General features: G+C 44.2%; 15 protein-coding genes. 1 reads left to right on the top strand and 14 read right to left on the bottom strand.

Features of this window, described 5'->3' with window-relative positions; translation table 11 throughout:
• Nucleotides 1–188 precede the first annotated feature (188 nt).
• From asnB to FZF09_RS06345, 6 genes are all read right to left on the bottom strand, one after another.
• Nucleotides 189–1,700 carry an asparagine synthase B gene (gene asnB / locus FZF09_RS06370; protein ID WP_158735751.1) on the bottom strand — a complete coding sequence of 504 codons (1,512 nt, stop codon included), beginning with the start codon at nt 1,698–1,700 and terminating at the stop codon, nt 189–191.
• Between the two features lie 91 nt (nt 1,701–1,791).
• Nucleotides 1,792–2,739 (bottom strand): glycine betaine ABC transporter substrate-binding protein, encoded by a 948-nt coding sequence (locus FZF09_RS06365; RefSeq protein WP_158735750.1) that lies wholly within the window; start codon nt 2,737–2,739, stop codon nt 1,792–1,794.
• A gap of 12 nt (nt 2,740–2,751) precedes the next feature.
• Entirely contained in the window at nt 2,752–3,396 is a 645-nt protein-coding gene (locus tag FZF09_RS06360; protein WP_370514430.1) for an ABC transporter permease, read from the bottom strand.
• Nucleotides 3,393–4,529, bottom strand: a complete 1,137-nt coding sequence (locus FZF09_RS06355; RefSeq protein WP_158735952.1) for an ABC transporter ATP-binding protein — start codon at nt 4,527–4,529, stop codon at nt 3,393–3,395. Before FZF09_RS06355 ends, FZF09_RS06360 begins: the two co-directional genes overlap by 4 nt.
• A gap of 237 nt (nt 4,530–4,766) precedes the next feature.
• On the bottom strand, nt 4,767–5,384 hold the full coding sequence (locus tag FZF09_RS06350; protein ID WP_158735749.1) for a flavin reductase family protein: 618 nt from the start codon (nt 5,382–5,384) through the stop codon (nt 4,767–4,769).
• A complete protein-coding gene (locus FZF09_RS06345; protein ID WP_158735748.1) occupies nt 5,374–6,636 on the bottom strand; it encodes an MFS transporter in 1,263 nt (420 codons plus the stop codon). Before FZF09_RS06345 ends, FZF09_RS06350 begins: the two co-directional genes overlap by 11 nt.
• Nucleotides 6,637–6,900: 264 nt before the next feature.
• Here FZF09_RS06345 and FZF09_RS06340 point away from each other — a divergent pair, with 264 nt between their 5' ends.
• Nucleotides 6,901–7,563: a GntR family transcriptional regulator gene (locus tag FZF09_RS06340; protein WP_158735747.1), complete on the top strand. Its 663-nt coding sequence runs from the start codon at nt 6,901–6,903 to the stop codon at nt 7,561–7,563.
• Between the two features lie 652 nt (nt 7,564–8,215).
• On the opposite strand, the gene FZF09_RS06335 is transcribed toward FZF09_RS06340, so the two are convergent.
• From FZF09_RS06335 to FZF09_RS06300, 8 genes are all read right to left on the bottom strand, one after another.
• Nucleotides 8,216–8,419 carry a hypothetical protein gene (locus FZF09_RS06335; RefSeq protein WP_158735746.1) on the bottom strand — a complete coding sequence of 68 codons (204 nt, stop codon included), beginning with the start codon at nt 8,417–8,419 and terminating at the stop codon, nt 8,216–8,218.
• An 89-nt stretch (nt 8,420–8,508) separates the two neighbouring features.
• Nucleotides 8,509–9,009: a flavin reductase family protein gene (locus FZF09_RS06330; protein ID WP_158735745.1), complete on the bottom strand. Its 501-nt coding sequence runs from the start codon at nt 9,007–9,009 to the stop codon at nt 8,509–8,511.
• A gap of 170 nt (nt 9,010–9,179) precedes the next feature.
• Nucleotides 9,180–10,106, bottom strand: coding sequence for a 3,4-dihydroxy-2-butanone-4-phosphate synthase (locus tag FZF09_RS06325; RefSeq protein ID WP_158735744.1), 927 nt, complete (start codon nt 10,104–10,106; stop codon nt 9,180–9,182).
• A gap of 36 nt (nt 10,107–10,142) precedes the next feature.
• A complete protein-coding gene (locus tag FZF09_RS06320; protein ID WP_158735743.1) occupies nt 10,143–10,424 on the bottom strand; it encodes a hypothetical protein in 282 nt (93 codons plus the stop codon).
• A 249-nt stretch (nt 10,425–10,673) separates the two neighbouring features.
• On the bottom strand, nt 10,674–11,492 hold the full coding sequence (locus FZF09_RS06315) for an alpha/beta fold hydrolase (protein ID WP_158735742.1): 819 nt from the start codon (nt 11,490–11,492) through the stop codon (nt 10,674–10,676).
• Between the two features lie 14 nt (nt 11,493–11,506).
• Nucleotides 11,507–12,751, bottom strand: a complete 1,245-nt coding sequence (locus FZF09_RS06310) for an LLM class flavin-dependent oxidoreductase (RefSeq protein WP_158735741.1) — start codon at nt 12,749–12,751, stop codon at nt 11,507–11,509.
• 78 nt (nt 12,752–12,829) lie between these two features.
• Nucleotides 12,830–13,486 carry an alpha/beta hydrolase gene (locus FZF09_RS06305; RefSeq protein WP_158735740.1) on the bottom strand — a complete coding sequence of 219 codons (657 nt, stop codon included), beginning with the start codon at nt 13,484–13,486 and terminating at the stop codon, nt 12,830–12,832.
• Between the two features lie 170 nt (nt 13,487–13,656).
• The gene (locus FZF09_RS06300; RefSeq protein WP_158735739.1) at nt 13,657–14,628 is read right to left on the bottom strand and encodes a ring-cleaving dioxygenase; all 972 of its coding nucleotides are present in this window, start codon (nt 14,626–14,628) and stop codon (nt 13,657–13,659) included.
• Between the last annotated feature and the right edge of the window lie 637 nt (nt 14,629–15,265).

Genomic DNA, 15,265 nt, shown 5'->3' with positions numbered 1-15,265 from the left:
TGCACAGGAGGTGTTGACTTTTGCGTTGCGACAGGACGTCGCGGTTTTAGCAAAAGTTCCTCTTTATCGTGTGCGCCTGAGCGGCTGGGCGCTGAAGCTAGACATCAAAAACGCCAACTATTTATAATCTCTTACCTTTCATAGAAATACCTGTAGAAATACCTGCATGCAGTATGTGTGCATCCAGGTTAAGTAGTGGCCCAGCGTCCTACGGTTTCCAAAGCGGATTCTTGCGGAAAATGTTCTTTAAATATTCGGTAATACATCGCTTCTTGTTTGCTGCGCAAGTTTACAGGCGCCAGCTTGTTTAGTCTATTCATTTCTTCTTCACTAATGGCGTTGTTTGCATGGATTTCTAAAATATCTAATGCACCGCTGCCTTCGGAGAATTCTTCCTTTTTTCTCCAGAGAACATGTTCAGGCAGCATGCCTTCAAATGATTTGCGCAGCAGCCATTTTTCCATGCGCTGATCAGAATGTAATTTCAGCTCAGCTGGTACTTTCAAGGCATAATCGATTAGTTTAAGATCAAGAAAAGGAACTCTTAACTCCAGCGAGTGGGCCATGCTCATTCGATCGGCCCGCTGCAGGTTTACGTTGTGTAACGTATTAATGATGCGAATGATTTCATCGTTTAATGTTTTCGTTTTTGTAAAATCTTTTAGGTAATCATAGCCTGCAAATAGCTCATCTGCTCCTTCTCCTGATAAAATCACTTTTACGTGCTGGGCAGCAAGCTTTGAAACGAAGTAGTTCGGCAGTGCGCTCCGGACAAGAGATGGTTCAAAAGATTCCAAGTAGTAGATAACCGTTGGAATGATCTCAAGCAGCTCTTCTTTTGTGTACACGTACTCATAGTGTTCCGTGCCAATCGCTTCTGCCACGTCTCTTGCCCGCTTGAGATCTTCACTTCCTTCTGAACCGACGCAAAACGATTTTAAAGGATGTTTTTCTTTGTGTAGTTTCTTAGCAAGTGCTGCAATTAGACTGCTGTCTAACCCTCCGCTAAGCAAAACCCCTACTTCAACATCGGCTAACAACCGCTTGTCCACAGCATTGGTCAAATGATGATGGATTTGTGTTGTGATGTCTTCCATCGGGGTTTCTGTCAGAATTGAAGACACATCCGGGCTGTTGATGGAACGGTAGCAGACAAAACCAGTTTCTGGTGTGAAATAATGGCCAGCTGGAAATTCGTGAGCCGTCTCTACTACTTCATATATCGTTTTTAATTCAGAAGCGAACACATAATGACCTTGTTCATCTCTTCCATAATAAAGCGGCTTGATACCCAGGGTGTCGCGCACAGCGAAAAAGGTATTGTCGGTTTCATTGGCAATAAAATACGCAAACATCCCGTCTAACCGGGTAACGCCGTTTAGTCCTTCTTCTTCATAGATTTTCAGGGCAACCTCACTGTCGGACTCCGTCAAAAAGGTCGTTTTTTGCTGCAGTTCCTTTTTTAACTGAGGATAGTTATAGATTTCTCCATTACAAACAATCCATTTCGATTGATCGGCATTGGCAATCGGCTGAATCCCGTCATGAAGACCAATGATCGAAAGGCGCTGATGTCCTAAATGAAAATGATCGAGCATATGATCTTTTCCTTCATCAGGTCCGCGGTGCTCCATACTTTGTAAAACGTTCTTCATTAATTCATCTGAAATATGACCTGTTGTCGCAAATATTCCGCACATGGATCGCTCACCTCGTATTTTTGATAAGGTGCTTCATGCAGCAGTGGAAGTAGAAAGACCGGGCAGGTCTTCCCACGATTTCCACTAATCCTTACGCTTCCTCTTCTCCGATCAGCCCGTTTTCTTCTAAGAAACGCATTGCTACATCATTTGGACTTTTTTCATCAATGTCAACTTGGGCATTAAGGTCTGCCATTGTGTCTTCGTCAAGAGTGCCGCCCAGTTCATTCAACGTCTCTTCTAGATCTGGATAAGCGTCTAACGTTTCTTGTCTTACAAGCGGGCACGCATAATAAGGAGGAAAGAATTCTTTATCGTCCTCTAATACTTTTAAGTTAAAGCGCGGTATACGGCCGTCGGTGGTGAAGGCGTCAATCGCATCGACTTCTCCCTCTTGTAGTGCGGAATATTTAATATTGGTGTCAATGTCAATCGTTCGTTTAAAGTCAAAGCCATACGTTTCCACCATTGCATCATATCCGTCTTCTCGTTCGTAAAAAACGGGGGCTGCTCCAAATGCAATTTGATCTGATTTCGGTACGAGATCACTGTACGTTTCTACACCTAACTCTTCGGCTTGTTTTTCTCGCATGGCAAGAGCATACGTGTTGTTAAACCCTAAAGGTTCGGTCCAAACGATATCAAATTGATCTTTGTATCCTTCTTTCACACGTTCATACACGTCATCGGGTGTATCACCTGGATTCAGTTCTTCTTTTAAAACCGTAAGCAGGCCGGTTCCGGTGTAATCGACATACATATCAATGTCTCTGTCTGTCAGTGCGGTGTGCAATATTTGCGTTGGCCCGAGACCTTCATTGATGTTTACTTCATAATCGGTCTTGTCTTCGATGAATCCTTTTAATATATAAGGAAGAATATATTGCTCGGTCCATTTTTTCCCTGAAATAACAATCGGCTCATCGCTGGCATCGGCGCCGCCGCCTTCATCTGCGTCTTCACCGCCAGTGCCGCAGCCGGATACGATAAGAGAAAAAGCTGTAATCAATACAAGTGCTCGTTTCCATACCTGTTTCACATTTTTCACTCCTTAATCTTCTTTTTGTAATCCTTTCGGTGTGACTCTTTTTTCAACAAAACGCAGGATCACATCAAAAAATATCGCCAAAAGCGCGGCGGGAATTGCGCCTGCTAGTATTAATTCGTTTCGAATCATTTGTAAGCCTCTGAAAATTAAATCGCCTAATCCGCCTGCACCGATAAAAGCTGCAAGGGCTGCGACCCCAATGGTTAATACGGTTGCGGTTCTTACCCCGGCCATAATAATAGGCAGTGTGAGCGGCAGTTCTACTTTGTAGAGAATCTGCATGTTGGTCATCCCCATTCCTCTTCCCGCTTCAACCGCAGATTGGTCTACTCCTAAGATGCCTGTGTACGTGTTTCGCAGGATCGGTAAAAGCGAATAAACGGTTAGAGCAATAATAGCAGGCGCTGTGCCGATGCCAAACAGCGGCAGCATAAAAGCAAGCAGCGCCAGGCTTGGTATCGTTTGAAACAACCCGGTAAATCCGATGACCGGTTCGGCTAGTTTTTTATTTCTTGTTAACAAAATGCCGAGCGGAATCGCTATCATACAAGCAATTGCTATCGCTACAAATGATAAAAACAGGTGTTCTTGCGTCGCGGTTAAAATTTCTTCCCAGCGGTTGTTAAGTACATCCATGAATTTGTTCATTGTGGAATCTCCTCTTTTTCATAAGGCTTTTGTTTCATGCCTGCTAATCCGCGCAGCATACTAGAGCGCGTGATTAAGCCGACTAATTTGTCATCCGTAAGCACCGGGATACTTTGTACCTTTGCGGTGGCAAAGATTTCAGCTATGTCTGTATAAGCAGTATCTGGTGAAACGGTTGGTACTTCATCGTTTAAAATATCCTGCACTTTTTTGTCTTCCTCATCGTAATGAGTTTCGACGTCATCAAAAGAAACGACGCCCAGAAATTTATCTTTGTCGGTAATCAGCAACGTATCAACGGCATACCGCTTCATGAACGTTTGTGCTTCTGCCATTCCTCTTGTTGGTTTCGAGGTGACAAGCTTTTTCATCATTAATTTTTCTGCAGTTGGGGCATCGTCTTGGGTCAGGCGTTCTTCCCCGATAAAATCTTTGACAAAATCGTTTTTCGGGTAACGAAGCAATCGTTCCGGCTCTTCGAATTGAACGATTTCTCCATCTTTCATAATGGCAATTTTGGAGGCAATTTTCATGGCTTCATCCATGTCATGGGTGACAAAAACAATCGTCTTTTTGATTTCATCCTGAAGCCGTACAAGTTCATCTTGTAATTGATCTCTTGTAATGGGATCAAGCGCACTGAACGGCTCATCCATTAAAATGACGGGAGGCTCGGCTGCTAAAGCGCGAATGACACCAACCCGCTGCTGCTGCCCTCCGCTTAATTCAGCCGGATATCTTTCTCGGAAAACAGATGGATCAAGACCGACAAGATCTAACAGTTCATCGATGCGCTTTTCATATTTTTGTTTTTCCCATCCTTTTAATTTAGGGATTAGCGCGATGTTTTCGGCGATGGTCATATGAGGAAATAACCCGATCTGCTGGATGACATATCCTGTGTTCCTCCGTAAGGTAACCGGATTCATTTTGGATATGTCTTTTCCATCTATGTAAATTTTTCCGTCTGTCGGTTCTAATAAGCGGTTAATCATTTTCATCGTAGTCGTTTTTCCGCAGCCGCTCGGTCCGATTAATGTAACAAGTTCGCCCTCTTTTACGTCAAAGTTAATATTTTTTAATGCTTCAAAGCCATCGGAAAACACTTTTTTCACGTCTTCAAATTTAATCATCGACATCCGTCATGACCCCATTTCTACAAGCAAGTTATGGTGTTGTTGTTTATTATTTTTATTTCTGGCCAGATTATTCAGGTGGTGGGAAAAGAAGCGAAAGGGAAGGATGCTTTTTGTAGGATCGGAACAGCACTTGCTGCAGGTTGGTTGAAAAGAAAACCGTACAAACCGGCACTCAAAGCAAAAACGTCTTCTTATATAAAAAGGACCTGGAAACCCAGATCCTTTGCTTTGTTATTCTTTTGGCAGACGAAAAGATGGAGTGAGGGCTGCGTAGTCGCCAGCTAGACGGGCTAGCGGTTTCCATTTTTCAATGTCGGTTTTAAAATTGCCTGCGTAAGCTGCCTCGTCCACGCGGGCGCGCTGTACTTGACCGAGCACCATGTGGTCGGTTCCGACCGGGATGATTTTGTCAAGTTTGCATTCAAATGCGATTGGTGATTCTTGGACGGCCGGGACACTGATCGTTTCAGATGGTGCGGGGGTGAGCGCTGCTGTTTCAAATTCGTTTATTTCCGGCGCGACATGCATGGATGATTCGTGCATGGCATTGGCGAGGGCTTCCGGGACGACATTTATGACATATTCTTCTGTTTCCCTAATATTTGTGAGTGTATCTTTGATAGTCCCTTCTCTTTCCTGCACGCCTGGTCCGATCGATACCGCAAGTGTGGGCGGTTGTCTCGAAGCGACGGTGAAAAAGCTGAAAGGTGCTACGTTTAAAACGCCGTCTTTGCTTTTAGAAGATATCCAGGCAATCGGCCGCGGCACGACCGATCCAATTAAAATTTTGTACATTTGCTGGGTTTCCAGTTCATCTGGGTTAAAAACATGGGCTTGATTATTTGGCATCGTATATTTCTCCCTTCTTTTTCTCAAATAAATGTAAGTATAGGAAGAGTCCAGCGGTGATTACAAGTACTACCGCTAGCGCGTACCAGCCGGCGGTGAATGTGCCGGTCATATCGGTGATAAAACCAAACAGCGGCGGGCCGATAATAACGCCCCAGGAACCGAGGCTGATACTGAATCCGCTCGCAAGACCAGCTTGCTTCAGCGGCACAAGTTCTGTTGCTGCATTCATCCATAGACCGTTAAAGCCGGCAACACATAAACCGAACATAAACGCAAGCACCGCTACGAATGTGAACGATGTGCCAGGGGGAAGCAGCGCCATTATTACAGCAGAGGCAGATGATATGATGGCAATGACACTCAAAAGGATAAAACGATTCCCTTTGAATAGGCGGTCACTTACTACACCCCAGGCAACCCGGCCGATCGAGCCTGCTATCTCTGAAATAACGAGCAGTATCGCGGCAAGCGCAACCGATAAGCCAATTACTTGGGTCGTGTAAATGATGATATACGTGTTCACGATCATCTGCGCACCGCTTAATCCAACCGCCCCTATGCTGACAAGCAGCACCGCTTTGTTTTTCCCCATACGTAATAATGTTTTCCACGTGTTTTCCTTTTTGGCACCTGGTGTTTTTAAGGTAGCTTTGGCATCGCGGTAACGAAGAAAGCTGATAATACCGGCAGCGCTTAGCAGAATAGCTGCGCCGATAAATACCGGACGCCACCCGTAAGCGGCGGAGAGTGGTACTAAAAGAAGTGATGCAAGCGCCGAACCGACAGTAACGCCCATTTGCTTGATCCCCATCGCCGTACCGCGGCTGCGGCGCTCAAACCAATAGAGAATGCCGCGGTTGGATGTTGGATGCATCGCCCCGTACCCGAGACCGCCAATGACGACAAATAGAAGCAGCAGCACGAAATGTGACGTAAGCGCGGCAAAGAAAAAGCTGAGCGCAAGGCATAGGGAGAGCGCAAGCAAGAGCGGTCTCGTTCCGACCCGGTCGACTAACATGCCGGATGGAATCGAAACAGCAAACTGCCCGAAAAAAAGAGCTGCCGGCAGCATCCCGATCTGGGCGTTCGTTAACATTAAGCTGTCACCAATAAACACACCAAGCGGCGCCAGACTTCGGCCGACAAACGCAACCAGCACCTGGGTGAAAAGCAGCCAGCCCAGCATGCGCCACGGCTCGTGCCGTACACTTGAATCAGTGGGGTGTTTTGCTAGATTTTGATTTTCCATACGTCCTGCCTTCTTTACCATAATGTTTCCATTATACAACACGGCGCTCTATCATGTTGGGTATTTAATCTATCAATCTATCTATTGTATACAAACACTTTACATTATGATTTTTGTAGGAGATGGGTTCTCTATCAACTTGATACCTTTTTGCTATTTTGTATTGTCCGTTTCTATATATATCCATTATAATAGTATTAGTATTCTTTCACTTTTCTTTTTTGAAATTTCAAAATTGTATACATTATGGTTGAGGTGTTTCGTATGGGAGTTTACGAAAATATTAAACATGCCATCATTACGGAAGTATATCCTCCTGGTTTTCGGTTAACAGAAGAAGCGCTGACAAAAGACTGGAACGTAAGCCGCACCCCTATCCGTGAAGCATTAAAGAAATTGGAGTTTGACGGGTTGATTACTCCATTAAAACGAGGGTTTATTGTGCGGACGTTTTCCAAAGAAGATTTGCAGCAAGTCTACGATTTGCGCGCCCTGCTTGAAAGTTATGCCGCCGCGCAAGCCGCTATGAACCGGACAGAAGAAGATATTCTGTTTATTCAAGAAGCAATCCGTGCATATGAAATAGCAATGCTAATGAAAGAAAAAGACATGGATCAAAACCAAGCCATTGTAGAAGCAAACAGCCGCTTTCATAAAGGAGTCATAGAGGCCAGCTGCAATAATCATGTCCGTGATTTAATTGACAAAGTCGTCGTACTCCCGCTAATGTTCCGCTCCTTTTATCATTTTGATCAAACCGATATTGATCAATCTTTTCAAATGCACAAAACGATCGCCCGTGCCATTGTAAACAATGATCCCGACCGAGCCAAAACGGCGATGCAGGAACATATTCTACGCGGACGTGATTTCGTCCTGCAGCACTATGAAAGCGGTGCCACAGCGGTTAATCAAACGATTGATTGATACAAATGTTTGCGTTTTGGGTGCTCTCCATGTGGAGTGCTCTTTTTTTTATGGTGCTTGGGAGGATGGAATGGTTTGTGGGAGCAGTGGCCAGCCATAAGACCGTTTGAATGCTTCTTTATGATGTGCTTTTTTAGGGTCTGACCCGCTTTTGCTGGAAGGGGAAGGATTTCTTTTTTGAAATGTGAGCATAAATGGAGTGGGTATGGTCCAGGTGGAAGCGTTTATGCGCTGTCTTTTCAAATGTATGACTCCCTTTCTTACATTTATGCACCTTTTATCCTAGCTTTTGCCAGCGAACGCTATAACAAGAACACTCTCTATCGGGGGCCTGGCCCTCCATATGATGGGTAGGGACGCGTTCTGCATTGGTATTATTTGCTTTCTATTTGATTTGTGCGCTGACTTGATGTATTTATGTATTCTTTTGGAGCATTTATGCGCCGCTTTTTCTCCTTTATGCCGCACTTTTCTCTTTTTATGATCCTCTGGGAATGCGCCTCTTTTTTTTCGGAAGTACTCTTCCATATAATAAGTGGAGGCGGCGTTTTTCTTTTTGGAGCTGCACTCCTTTGTGCGTTGACTTAATGCATTTATGCTTTCTTTTAAATCATTTATGTGCTGTTTTTTCTCCTTTATGCCGTGCACTTTTCTATTTCAAAAGCTGTGCGCTTACCACGTTTTGGATTATAAGCTGAAAGGAAGAGGATATAGGCATGGATCTTCCCCTAAGAAAAGCGCAAGCGCCTTGCTCACGAGCGACAAGTCCTGGAGGGGCGGCATATGGAAAGCGGATCTTTGCTTTCCATTGACGAACCGAAGGAATCTCGAGCGAGTAGGCGCTTGCGCTAGACATGTAAAACGCCAACTATTTATAATTTCTTACCTTTCCAAAAAGGCCAGGCCCTCTCTTGCAGGGGCCTGGCCTTCAAACGTCAAACTATTTTATTTTCCATAAAATTCAGCCGGGATTGGTCCGAAGCAGCGGCGGTGATAAAGCATTGGGTCTTTTTCTTTATCGATTTGAATATTCTGAACTTCTCCAATTAAAATCGTATGATCGCCTGCTTCAACTTGTTTGAAAGTCTTGCATTCGAGCACAGCAAAAGCATCGGAGATCACTGGCAGGTTATGTTCGGAAATACTCCATTCACATGTACCAAAGCGGTCTGTATCCTTGCTCGCAAATGTTTTGCAAAGTTCTTGCTGTTCTCCTGCTAAAATGTGAACCGCAAAACCGTCCGCTTGTTTAAAGGCATCGAGCGAAGACACTTTATGATCAATTGACCACAGCACGAGCAGCGGATCTATCGATACCGAAGCAAATGAGTTAACAGTTAAACCCACCGGCTCCCCTTTTTCATTACTGGATGTAACGACGGTCACCCCAGTAGGATAATTCCCCATCGCTTCTTTAAATAGCGTTTCTTTTTCTTGGGTTTGCATAATGTTCTCCTCCCTTATTTTTTTATTAATGGCAGTAAAATCTACACATTTGATTGCTAAAGAATAACCCGTACTTCTATACTTCTTTGTTTACATGTTAAATTCCTGTTTTTTTACGTCATAAAATGTCAAAAATTTTTATAAACGGAGAAGTCAGCTCCCCCCTTCTGTTAGCTCGTTGCGATTTGCAGCTTGCTTTCGGCGGCTAGATGTTTAATTAATGCTGTCATTTGCCGTTTTATGACAGCATTTCCAACAGCGTCATCATTCTCCACAACAAGCGCACCGATATGGTGCTGGCACAGTTTGTGGTAGTGATCGGCAAAATGATACTCGCAGGAGCACTGGTTCGTTCCAAGCATGTCTCCTAACTGACAAGTTTTATAAAAAACGATTCGTTCTGGTTTGTTTGTTTCTTTTTTCATATAAATCGTGCAGTCGCTGTTTTCGAGCTCATTATGAACGGTATACATCCAGGTTTCATCGGCCGTTCCAACCGATTCTTTATTCCTTACCTTCAGCCAATTGACTTCATCATACTGCATTGATACTAATTCGCTAAATAGAATCATAGGCAGGTCATATGTTTCTTTAATGTCATCGATGGTTTGTTTATCGGCTATGTTTCCTGTTTCATCCAGGATTTCACAAGCGTACGCACACTGATTTGCTGCAAAAACGGCGGCTTCTGCAATACCTGCTCTTTCCAGCATTTTTCGGTCTTTACTGATAATCGGAAAAATATGGCCAGGGCGCTGAAAGTCTTCTGGCTTTGCGTCTGGGTCCATACAAGCTTTAATGGTGAACGCTCTTTCTGAGGCTGAGATGCCGGTGGTTACCTCGTGATGGTCAATCGAAACAGTGACGGTCTTATCGTGCTGATTGAATCGGTCGCCGATTTCGCGTAAACGAAGTTTATCTGCAAGACTAGATGTGACACAAAGATACACCAGGCCTTTTCCAACCTTAATCATGAAATTTACCGTTTCAGCCGTTACTTCCGCTGCTGGGTGCGTTAAATAACCGATGCCGCTATGCATATCATCGTATAAAATGAACGGACCTTCTTGTGAAACGAATAGATGCTGTTTTTTCATGTTTCCCGCCTTCTTTCTTAGAAAGTTTTTCTCCTTTTACCCGGAAGCTTGCATAAGTGCTTCTCCATATTCCTGAAGCCTCGAAGAAAGCCCGTGACGGCCAATATTGATCCTTCCATTTGCTTTTACCCCGTTGACACGTTGAAGATAGGTGAAGAAATCTATTACGGTTTTTCGTCGTTCGGTAATATCTTTTAATCCGGCTTTATATAAATACTCATCTACCGTGTTGTACACCCCGCGGTTGACGCCAAAATGATCGCTCAAAAACGTTGTAAACAATAGATCCGGCAGATGAATAGGATTTTCTTGATTCATCAGGCTCACCGCCTTTCAAAACCAGCATTTCAATTTCTATTTTTTCTTTTAAAATTTTTTGACGCGGCTTTGTTGTTTTTTCTCCAATCATCATTTCTGAAATGCCTAGCAGTTCCCCTATGATTCACCTCGTGCGTTGTTAGAAAAACACGACTTGCTGCCAAGTTATATGGTGGAAGAACAACGTTAAACCATTCCTAAAGTGTAAAGAAAGGAGCGCTCGCGCACGCTCCCTTCTCCGATTCTTATTTATTTCACGGCGCTTTTTGAAGCTAGAAAGTCTCGGGTCGTTTTAACCGTTTTGTCCAGTTCTTCCAACTGTGGAAAATGTGAAGCATTTTCGAAAACGTTTACTTGTTTTGCGTTTTTGATTAATCTTTTAAACTCGTACGCATAGTCTACTGGAATCAATCCATCTTTTTCTCCCCAGATAATACAAGTTTCTGCTTGGATACGATGGATGCGGCGGCTTAGTCCTTTATCTGGAATCGGCCACATGTATTTGCTTGTTTCCGCAAGTGACATTCTGTTTTCAACGAGTGCTTTCAGCTGTTCATCCGGGTCTTCTGGCAGTTCTTTCATCACTTGAGCCGCTGAAGACTCGGGATCTACAAACATGGCGGCAAACAAAGCATCTGGTGTGTTGGTTAACGTAAATACGTCTGTAGACGGCACGTCTTCCATCCATAAACCAGTAGCACTGAGCAGCACAAGCTGATTAACTCGTTTCGGATCGGTTGCGGCAAGCTCGGCTGCGACCATTCCACCAAAAGAGTGACCAATCACATTAACGGTGTCAAGTTTAAGTTCATCAAACAAATCATAGTAATAGAGAACAAGGTCCCACCAGTCTCTTATTTCTTCACTTCCTATTGTGCCGCCTGTTCCTGGATGGTACGGCGCATAAACTTTATAATGCTCTGAAAGCTTTTCCAAGTAAGGGTCCCAGACTAATCCTCCTGCTCCGTGCAAAAAGACAAGGGGTTCTCCTTCGCCAGCTATCAAAACTTTGCCTGTGACATTTGGACGTCCCGGTATGGAAAGTTCTTTTTCTATCGGCTTACTCATCTTTTATCCCCCTTTTAATTTTTAGCAGGCTCTGTTTTTTTGTTTTTTAGTTTTTCAGGCCAGTTTTTTACGTCCCACTCATCATCCCAAATATGGCGGAGTTGCGGCATGACTTCTTTGGAGAACAATTCGATATTTTTCATGGCTAGCTCTTGCGGCATCGAGCCGTGGTTGAGCATTACAAGCAAGTTTCCAACCCGGAGTTTACGCACCGCTGCTTCTAGCTGTTCGCGTACGCTCGACGGAGAGCCGGCGATAATAAATCCTTTTTCAATCAATTGCTGCCAGTTCAAACCTTTTCTTAACTGAGAGCCGGCACTTTCTGATCCATATTGACTCTGCATGCCGCGCGCCACACTTTTTGCTGTTCGGTATCCCGGCGCTTCAGCATATTTCGGTGAGACGTGCAGAGAGTTTTCAAAAAAGTAATTGATGTGCTCTTCGTATTCTTGCTGCGCTTTTTCATCGGTTTCTGATACGCAGATAATCTGCACAAATCCAGCTCTGTAAGGATTTTGGTCCATGCCAAGTTCTTCTCTTCGCTTCCAGAAGTTATCAAGCTTATCTTGGGCAAAGGCATGGCCGTAGAAGCTGAGATATGAATATTGATAATCGTTTTTAGCACAGAAATCCCACGTTTCTACACTTGCGCCGCCGCCCGGAATCCAGACTGGCGGGTTCGGTTGCTGTACGGGACGCGGCCAGACGTTGACGTAGCGCAGCTGATTGAACTTCCCATTAAAAGAAAACGGCTCTCTTTCATTCCAGGCTTTTTTAATAAGATCATGCGCTTCGTAATAGCGCGGTCTTAATTCAGAAGGCGCGACTCCATAGGCGTAGTTCGTATCCATTGACGTTCCGACCGGAAAACCGGCTATGAGGCGGCCTCCTGTAATTACATCAAGCATCGCCATTTCTTCTGCGACCCGGATCGGCGGATTGTAAAGAGCCAAGCTGTTGCCCATAATAACGAGTGCTGCATTGTCTGACTCGCGGACTTTGCGGGCAATGGTTCCGGCAATAATGTTTGGAGAAGGCATGAGTCCGTAGGCATTGCTGTGGTGCTCATTAACACTGACTGCATCAAAACCTAAATCAATGGCGCGTTCATATTGATCGATGTAATCGTTATACATTTCATGGCCTTTTTCCGGATCATACAAGCTGTTCGGCACCGAAATGAACACGCTTTCATATTTTTCGTTAAAGTCCTTCGGAAGCTCACGGTACGGCATCAGATTCTGATATATAAATTTCACGTTGTTTCCCCCTTTATTTTACTTGCTCATGTGACCGGCTGCTTTTCTGCAGGGCCCTGCATGTCTGGATGAAGACAATTATGGACTGACGGCAAGTCCTGAGGCTTGAACTTTCTGGATCATCTCACGTGCAGCCGCTATTTCCTCGTCATTGACTAAATGATCCATGCCTTTATAAATTTTCTTTGTTACATGGGCTCCCGCTTGTTCAAAGGCAGCTGCTGTCTCATGTACTCTTTTTTCCGGCACCCAGCTGTCTACATCACTTGAGCCGAGAAAAACGGGTGTCTCGTTAAATGATCCATTCGGTTTCCAGCGGGTTCCTTCTGGTCCAAGCGCTCCGCCAGTAAACAGCAGCAGTCCCCCATAACGCCCAGGATGCCGAAGGGCGTATTCTGCGGTTAAACATGCTCCTTGCGAAAACCCTGCTAACACTATTTTGTTTAAAGGTACCCCTTCTTCTAGGAGAGAAGTGATTCTAGCATGATAGCTTTTGAGCGCATCACTAACATGCGGTTCGTTTTCTGACAGTTTTTCCATAAAACCTTTCGGATACCAGCTGTTGCCGGCTGCTTGCGGTGCCATATAATGAACATCTGGCAGATCAATACGGTCGACGAGTGATAGAATATCATCTGTCGTTTGACTTCTTCCGTGCATCATGACGACAACAGCTTTGCTCTGTAAAAGAGATGCCCCCTGGCGAATGACGGGTTGTTCTAAGTGAGTACTCATTTTTATTTACCACCTCATTTCAACTGTTCGAGGAAGGCAGCTGTTTTGTGTAAGGTTGCGATGTTGGCGCTATTTTTCTGCTATTTGGTTCATACCTGTGCAAAAGCGGCTTATATCTACGGCCAGCTCATGCATATTTCCTTGAAAGCAGTACAAAACTCATTCAATCCTTATTTCACTGCTGGTGCCTGCGGGTTTTTAATAGGTTCTAAAGTAGATAAAATTTCTTCACGTCGGTCTTCTAACCAAGGCGGAAGCAATATTTTCTGTCCCAGCTCTTCCATTGATTCGTCAATCGCAAACCCAATGTCACTGCTTGCGATCTCGCAAAGCACACCGCCTGGAGATCGAACGTACACTGAGTGGAAATAGTTACGGTCTTTGACATCGGAAGCGTCTGTATAACCAATTCCTTCGAGGTATGCTTTTACTTTTTTCAGTTCTTCATCGTTTTCTACCGCAAATGCGACGTGATGTACCGTGCCTGCTCCAAACGTCCAGCTTCCCTGCGGCACATCAGGCTCGTGCAGCAAAAATACAGTCTGTTTCGCTCCGCCATTTCCTAATTCATAACGGTAGTAAGGCCCTTCTTGTCCGGTATGCTTAAAGCCTAACCCTTCTGTTAGAAAACGTTCTTGTTCTTCGACTTCTCTTACAGACATGGTGACACTGTGAAACCCTTTAACTGCTTCGGCCTCGGAAATTTCATCGGTCGTCCAGCCGTCTCTTGTATCCTCATTGTCTTCCACCATTTCAAACCGTAAGCCAGTTGGATGATAAAATGCGATTCTCTTTTGGCTAAAGCGCTCTTCTACTTTTTCATGTTCTACATTATGTTTGGTAAAGTGCTTTTCCCAAAATGGGAGTGATCCTTCCGGCACCGTATAGGAAGTGGTGTGCACTTGACCAGATCCTTTTCTTCCGTATCTGCCGGCTTGTTTAAATGGAAACGTTGTCATAACAGTTCCTACTTCAGCGTTGCGGTTTGCATAATATAAGTGGTAAATGCTTTCGCCGCCGTCAAACAGGACGGTTTGTTTAATCATCCGCTGCCCGATAATTTCAGCAAAAAAATCGATGTCTTCTTGGGCTGCTCCCACACCTGATGTCACATGGTGAATTCCTTGAATAATGTTTTCCATCCTTCTTCCTCCCTTGTGCTGATTATATTTGTGTGGCCTCTTCCACTACCGCCACTATACACACCACACCTTACGCGTATCTTACAGATCAACCATTGTTTTCTTACAATTAATAATTTTTGAAAAACTATTCTTGCCGCTTAGTTCTAATGGCGGAAGTTCCTAAAATATAAAACAAACCCCGCTTTTTCAACGGGGTACGCCTTATTTTCAAACTTAAAATTGCAATATAAAATAATGGTACCTTAGAGAGCAGGAAAATAGCCATTCCACTTATGAACGGCCCCATGCTCCAAAAATATTACCTCCATTCCAGGTTCCAATATCGCCCGCTGCAATATTGTCTATAATTCTGCCAAAAGTGATAATAATTTGCTCGTTAATCTATTCTTTTTCATCGAATTAGTTATAATTATGTTTGTTAGACCGATCCTGGCTTGATAAATGGATATGTAGCGCTTTTGGATTTCCAGTTATTTTCCAATACTAGCCGTTCCAAGCGAAATACTCGCCGTTCGTGCTCATTTACTAGCCAAACTTCAGCATTTACTCGCCGTTAGACGGAAAATACTCGCCATGTGGAAATATATGGGATTTTCCGCCGGGCCTGGCCCCAAAAAATAACTTGCCGCTAAAT

Source organism: Alteribacillus sp. YIM 98480 (assembly GCF_009765375.1).
GTDB lineage: Bacteria > Bacillota > Bacilli > Bacillales > Marinococcaceae > Alteribacillus.
Note: the sequence above shows the minus strand (reverse complement) of the source record. Positions and strands in the feature narration are given on the sequence as shown.

Coding starts and splice junctions, on each gene's coding strand:
- asnB (WP_158735751.1), bottom strand. CDS start 1,700: ATGTGCGGAATATTTGCGACAACAGGTCATATTTCAGATGAATTAATG.
- FZF09_RS06360 (WP_370514430.1), bottom strand. CDS start 3,396: ATGAACAAATTCATGGATGTACTTAACAACCGCTGGGAAGAAATTTTA.
- FZF09_RS06355 (WP_158735952.1), bottom strand. CDS start 4,529: ATGATTAAATTTGAAGACGTGAAAAAAGTGTTTTCCGATGGCTTTGAA.
- FZF09_RS06350 (WP_158735749.1), bottom strand. CDS start 5,384: ATGCCAAATAATCAAGCCCATGTTTTTAACCCAGATGAACTGGAAACC.
- FZF09_RS06345 (WP_158735748.1), bottom strand. CDS start 6,636: ATGGAAAATCAAAATCTAGCAAAACACCCCACTGATTCAAGTGTACGG.
- FZF09_RS06340 (WP_158735747.1), top strand. CDS start 6,901: ATGGGAGTTTACGAAAATATTAAACATGCCATCATTACGGAAGTATAT.
- FZF09_RS06335 (WP_158735746.1), bottom strand. CDS start 8,419: ATGTCTAGCGCAAGCGCCTACTCGCTCGAGATTCCTTCGGTTCGTCAA.
- FZF09_RS06330 (WP_158735745.1), bottom strand. CDS start 9,009: ATGCAAACCCAAGAAAAAGAAACGCTATTTAAAGAAGCGATGGGGAAT.
- FZF09_RS06325 (WP_158735744.1), bottom strand. CDS start 10,106: ATGAAAAAACAGCATCTATTCGTTTCACAAGAAGGTCCGTTCATTTTA.
- FZF09_RS06320 (WP_158735743.1), bottom strand. CDS start 10,424: ATGAATCAAGAAAATCCTATTCATCTGCCGGATCTATTGTTTACAACG.
- FZF09_RS06315 (WP_158735742.1), bottom strand. CDS start 11,492: ATGAGTAAGCCGATAGAAAAAGAACTTTCCATACCGGGACGTCCAAAT.
- FZF09_RS06305 (WP_158735740.1), bottom strand. CDS start 13,486: ATGAGTACTCACTTAGAACAACCCGTCATTCGCCAGGGGGCATCTCTT.
- FZF09_RS06300 (WP_158735739.1), bottom strand. CDS start 14,628: ATGGAAAACATTATTCAAGGAATTCACCATGTGACATCAGGTGTGGGA.